General features: G+C 45.9%; 5 protein-coding genes. 3 read left to right on the top strand and 2 right to left on the bottom strand.

Features of this window, described 5'->3' with window-relative positions; all coding sequences use genetic code 11:
• The first annotated feature begins 131 nt into the window (after positions 1-131).
• Both V7Z60_RS08515 and celB read left to right on the top strand, forming a co-directional pair.
• Positions 132-611 (top strand): hypothetical protein, encoded by a 480-nt coding sequence (locus V7Z60_RS08515; protein ID WP_334117400.1) that lies wholly within the window; start codon positions 132-134, stop codon positions 609-611.
• A gap of 430 nt (positions 612-1041) precedes the next feature.
• A complete protein-coding gene (gene celB / locus V7Z60_RS08510; protein ID WP_334117399.1) occupies positions 1042-2403 on the top strand; it encodes a PTS cellobiose transporter subunit IIC in 1362 nt (453 codons plus the stop codon).
• 50 nt (positions 2404-2453) lie between these two features.
• Here the strand turns inward: celB and V7Z60_RS08505 are convergent, their stop codons facing one another.
• Together V7Z60_RS08505 and V7Z60_RS08500 are read right to left on the bottom strand one after the other, a co-directional pair.
• The gene (locus tag V7Z60_RS08505; RefSeq protein ID WP_334117398.1) at positions 2454-2930 is read right to left on the bottom strand and encodes a flavodoxin; all 477 of its coding nucleotides are present in this window, start codon (positions 2928-2930) and stop codon (positions 2454-2456) included.
• Positions 2931-3030: 100 nt separating this feature from the next.
• Positions 3031-4047 (bottom strand): glycosyltransferase family 2 protein, encoded by a 1017-nt coding sequence (locus V7Z60_RS08500; RefSeq protein ID WP_334117397.1) that lies wholly within the window; start codon positions 4045-4047, stop codon positions 3031-3033.
• A 164-nt stretch (positions 4048-4211) separates the two neighbouring features.
• Here V7Z60_RS08500 and V7Z60_RS08495 point away from each other — a divergent pair, with 164 nt between their 5' ends.
• Positions 4212-4823: a LysE/ArgO family amino acid transporter gene (locus V7Z60_RS08495; RefSeq protein ID WP_334117396.1), complete on the top strand. Its 612-nt coding sequence runs from the start codon at positions 4212-4214 to the stop codon at positions 4821-4823.
• Positions 4824-5505: the final 682 nt, after the last annotated feature.

The raw sequence follows: 5505 nt of genomic DNA, 5'->3' as shown, positions 1-5505 counted from the left end.
GTTTGAAAGGACAAGCTGTTAACGATAACAAGTCTGAAGGTCAAAATTTTGTACCTCCTTTACAAATTGGTACCAATATATTAAAATACCCATATAGAAAACGTTTACTTCAGACTAACGGAGGGATTTCCATGAAAAAAACAGCAGATGACGTTAAAAAGGAACAGAGCCTGAGCTTTATGTACTTCAATCGTTTCCTGATGCTGCGATACTTCACGGCATTCATGTTCTTTACAAACCTCTACTGGTTCGGGATGGCCCTGACATGCAGGAGCTGGTCGGCAGTCCTGCCGTTTCTGCTGATGATCGGCGGAATTGCCGTAACTCTGGAACTGACTTCCAAGCTTCATACCAAAAAGAGTTCGGTTCCGGTCACCAAGTACTATTATCTCATTCAGATTTTGGTCAATTTTGCAGTCATTTTAATCTCACTGACACCGGCATATCCTCAGTTCCTGCCGTTCTTCAACGGCAGGGGTCAGCTTTTTGTCATCGCAATTTGCCTGACAGGTATCCTGATGTCCGTCATGGTGCTTTTTAAAATCAGGAAAATCACAGCTGACCAGGACCGCCAGCTTAAAGTCATCAAAATGTTTGAAAAGACAAATTAGGGATAAATAATCAGAGAGCAGGACGGAAAATGCTTCGGTCATTTCCGCCCTGCCTTTTTGTTGTGTCCGCCGGATCACGTGAAAATTTTATTCTTTTAATTTTATCTATAAAGCAGCTCAGACACTGTATTTTTATAAATTCACATTTTTTTCAAGCTTTAAATCGATTCTAAAAAGTCTATTATATTTGCATACTTTCAGCTGAATGTATTGTATATACTTACCTTTAGCGAAGATATTGGTACAATTTCTTGTTGAAAGCCCTTTACAAAATGATACCAACGGATTATACTGAGAAATGTAATAAGGAAAGCGCTTACCGATTACAATCATTATTATTCACTGCATCCGCAGTTCGTCTGTACATATCAAACTGCAATTATTCATTCGTACGTGAAATGCGGATGCCTGCCCCAAGGAGGTCTTTATTATGGCTGAAAAAGAAAGCAATTTCACAGGCTGGCTTAATGAGAAGATTCTTCCAAAAGTCGGCAAGTTTGCCAATACACGTTTTGTCCGTGCCGTCATGGGTGCCGGCTACAGCATCATCGCCTTCACAATCGTCGGCTCGATGTTCCTCATCCTGAGCGTCCTCACCCAGGTCATCACGCTCCCTGCGTTCGTTGACTTCTACAACAACACACTCGGACGCTTCAACAATCTCTTCACGGTAATCTACAACGCCACGCTCGGTATCATCGCCATCTTCTTCACCGGATCGTTCGCCTACAACTACACGAAGATCTACCAGCAGGAAGAAAAGCTTGACTTAAACCCGCTCAACGGTGCATTCCTCGCATTGTTCGCATTGTTCATCACGGTTCCTCAGCTCGTATGGAAGCATGGTTCCGCTCAGTTTCTGACAGACACAAAGAATGCCGTCTACAACGGCTATGCAATCAGCGGCTCCGGTCTTTCAAGAATCGGTGCCACGGGTATCTTCACAGGTCTTGTCATCGGAACTCTGGCCATTCAGCTTTATCGTCTCTGCGTAAAGAAGGGCTGGTCCCTCAAGATGCCTGACTCAGTTCCAAAGGGTGTTACGGATTCATTCACGGCCCTTATCCCAGGTTTCCTGATTGCCTTCGTTGTTCTGATCATCGATGCCATTCTCATCGTACTTCACACTGACATCTTTGACATTCTCTACATTCCGTTCTCATTCGTATCCGGTCTCGTTGATACATGGTGGGGCGTTCTCGTGATCATCTTCCTGATTCATGGTCTCTGGTTCTTCGGTATCCATGGTGCCACAATCATCGGCAGCTTCATCACACCGTTCGTTCTTGCAAACATGACATCAAACGTTGCAGGCGGCCATCATATCCTGGCCGGCGAATTCCTGAACGCATTCACATATGCCGGCGGTTCCGGTGCAACACTCGGCGTTGTCATCTACATGGCATTCATGGCCAAGTCACGTCAGCTGCGCGAACTCGGCAAGGTTGCCATCGTTCCCGGCATCTTCAACATCAACGAACCATTGCTCTTCGGCCTGCCTCTTGTCTACAACATTGAAACGGTCATCCCGTTCATCTTTGCACCAATGGCAGCCGCAATGGTTGGTTACCTCGCAATCTACACAGGATTCGTTCCTTACATCACGGCACAGCAGCCATGGCCTACGCCAGTCGGCCTGAGCGGTTTCATCGCAACACAGAGCTGGCAAGGCGCACTCGTTTCCGTCCTCGATGCCTGCGTAGCTGCAGCAGTATGGTTCCCGTTCATCCGCCGCTATGACAACAAGCTTGCAAAGAAGGAAGCTGAAGGCGCAACAGCAACGGAAGGTTAAAATAAATCCTTAAAAAAAGCTCAGGATCTCATTCAGGGTCCTGGGCTTTTTTACAGCGTTTCAATCCATGCATCGATTTCATCAAGCGGCGTAACAAGCCTGCTGGGTTCAACCAACGGCGTAAATTCAATGATTTTGGAACTTTCAACATATGTACTTGGCGATACTCGCTTCATCTCATCGCTGATGCTGAGAGGAACACCTGAATTTGTCACGAAGACGCTTATTCTTTCAAGCGCTGCATTCTTCAGAAAATACCCGACGCAAGGTGGAAGATGGTACCACCAGGTCGGCAGACCCAAAATCACCTTGTCATATTCTGACAAATCGACTTCAAGCTGCTTAACCGGCCGCAACGTTCCGTTATCCGTTTCGGTTCGCCCGATTTCCATCACTTCCTGGAGATTTTCCGGGTACGGTTCAACCGGCTCTATTCTGCAGATGTCCGCACCCGTTTTTTCAGCAATACGTTTGGCTATCGACTCTGTATTTCCAAATTCAGAGAAATAAAGCACTAACTTTCCCAAAGCAATCCCTCCATAGCTTAGATATTAGTTATGATAGCATAACCAACATTTAAAATAAACTAAAAACAGCCTCGCAACGAGACTGTTTTTAAATATTGTCTTAATTGAATCCGTAGATTTTACGGGCCATGCGGTAAACGTCAACCGCGGCTTTTCTGCCCAGTTTGCCCGGCAGATGCAGGCCCATGCCCAAGGCTCCGCGCATCAGCTTATGATACAGCTTGGGATTTCTTTCCTTGATGTAATGCCAGAGCTCCTTCTTCTTGTTCAAGGCTTCCTTTGATCCGTCTCTGATCAGCAAAATCGACGAAACTGAAGTGATTACTTCAATATACTTTTCCATATACTTGCCGATATGCGACTTCATCTCGACGTTATCCGTGTAATAATCAACCATTCGCCTGTTGACCGAGAGCTGCTGATCGATTCTCCCGATCATGACCTTCTCGTTCACGGACTGATCTTCACGTCCGATGAAGTAATGGTACAGCGTGACGTCCATGTAATACATGTTCCTTACATACTGGAGCGGTTCAAACACGTACAGGTTATCAACATAGAAGGTATGCGCCGGCAATTTGAGCTTCGCCTCATCGCGAACCATCGTCGTCCGGTAAATTACGGAGTGCATCAATAAGTACTTTCCAAACGGAAAATGGGTGTCTTCCCATGTGAAAATACAGTTCGTCGGAACGCATTTGCGATATTGCATGATTTTCTTGTGCTTGACGTTTTGCTTGTCATACATGTAATTCGTAATCAGCATGTCAAGCTGCATGTCTTCTTCAATTGATTTCCTGAGAAATTCCATCACCTTCGGAAATGCCTTTCCGTCCAGCCAGTCATCACTGTCAACTACGCGCACGTAATGACCGGTCGCATGTTCAATCCCCGTATTCACAGCCTGTCCGTGTCCCCCGTTTTCCTGATGCACGGCCTTGATGATCCCCGGATAGCGTGCTTGATAATTGTCAACTTTTTCAGGTGTCTTGTCCTTCGAACCGTCATCTACCAAAATGATTTCAACGTCAGATCCGCCCAACAGCAATGACTGAACGCAGCGATCCATGTAGGCGGCTGAATTGTAACAAGGCACTACGATGCTTAATGTCTTCAATGCAATACCTTCCCTTTTTCTAATTGTCCACTTAGTCAAATATAGCAAACATAAAACATCTCGGCAAGTTTTGAACGAATGTTTTCAGAAAATCCCTTGACGTTTTACCAATTCTTAACTAAAATCAACTTTGTGCGTTAAAGATTTCTAAAGGATGTGTCTTCGTGATTTACTTACGCGGTATCCTGGTTGGCTTTGCCTTCGTGGCACCAATCGGAATGCAAAATATCTACATGTTCAACAATGCGCTTTCAAACAAAATGAGCAAAGCGCTTTTATACAACTTCCTGGTCTGGTTTTGTGACGCGCTGTTTTCATTTGCTGCATTTTACGGCATCGGCGCGCTGATTTCAGCTAATGAAATCGTTAAAATCATCGTCATGATAATCGGGGGCGCACTGACGTCCTACATCGGCTTCAATATTATCCGTTCTGCCAGACAGACTGCCATCGGTTCCGATCAAAAGAAACAGACGCTTAAACAAGCCTTGATGACTGCACTTATCGTCAGCTGGGGCAATCCCCAGGCAATGATTGACGGCACCATGATGCTTGGCGCCAGTCGTGCCACCTTGACGGCTGAGCAAAGCATTCTCTTCATTACCGGCGTCATAACCGCAAGTTTCATCTGGGATCATGGAATTACGGTTGGCTTCAACCTTCTTCGGGACAAGCTTCCGAAAAAGTTTCTGCTGGCAATCAACCTGATCAGCGGCATCATCGTTGCCGTCTATGGCCTGTACCTGATTTTAACAGGGATCACAGAAATTCGTTAGAATGCATAAATATACTTTAATTTTTATCTCCTAGTCTTATTGACTTTGATTAAAAACCATATTATAATGTAGTAGTTTCCAGCAGTTGGAAACTGAAGGATAAATTTCCTTCACCTTTTCTATTTTCTATCGCTTGTAATGATTGTATCCCCTAATGCAATCATTCACTTGGTCCGATTCTCCGTCAGATGCACTTTGTACACGTGCGTCCCTAATCTGGCGGGAACGGGCTTTTTTTGTCAAGGTGCGAAGACCAGCCGCTCAACAAGGCGGTAGATAAGGAGGGGCGCGAGTGATCAGCGAAAGCGCAGTCGCGACGCGGCACAAACTTATCATGAGCCTTGTTGCTGGTCTGAGCCTGATTAGACAAGGTGCGGAAGCGAGCGCTCATGCCCCCGTACGCAAGCTTTGGACGACCGAAGGCGAGCTTGTCTCGGTGCTTGCGATAGGGGGGAGCTGGAACCTGATTAAGACAAGGTGTGGAGCCGAACGCTCAGCCCCCGCACAACTGAATGATGATTTGAAATCCGTGCCATGATTTGGCGCGGATTTTTCATTGTAGATCTGACAAATGCAGTGCCTTGACTGAATTCGGCTGCTGTCTGGTTCCCGTGTCAAGGTGGGATTACGGGCAAAACGACGATTTTGGGGATTTGCCCGTAAATTCCGGCTCCCAATTACG

The organism is Ligilactobacillus sp. (assembly GCF_036846325.1).
Lineage (GTDB): Bacteria > Bacillota > Bacilli > Lactobacillales > Lactobacillaceae > Ligilactobacillus.
Note: the sequence above shows the minus strand (reverse complement) of the source record. Positions and strands in the feature narration are given on the sequence as shown.

Excerpts from the sequence above, each read along its gene's own strand:
- V7Z60_RS08515 (WP_334117400.1), top strand. The coding sequence starts at position 132 with ATGAAAAAAACAGCAGATGACGTTAAAAAGGAACAGAGCCTGAGCTTT.
- celB (WP_334117399.1), top strand. The coding sequence starts at position 1,042 with ATGGCTGAAAAAGAAAGCAATTTCACAGGCTGGCTTAATGAGAAGATT.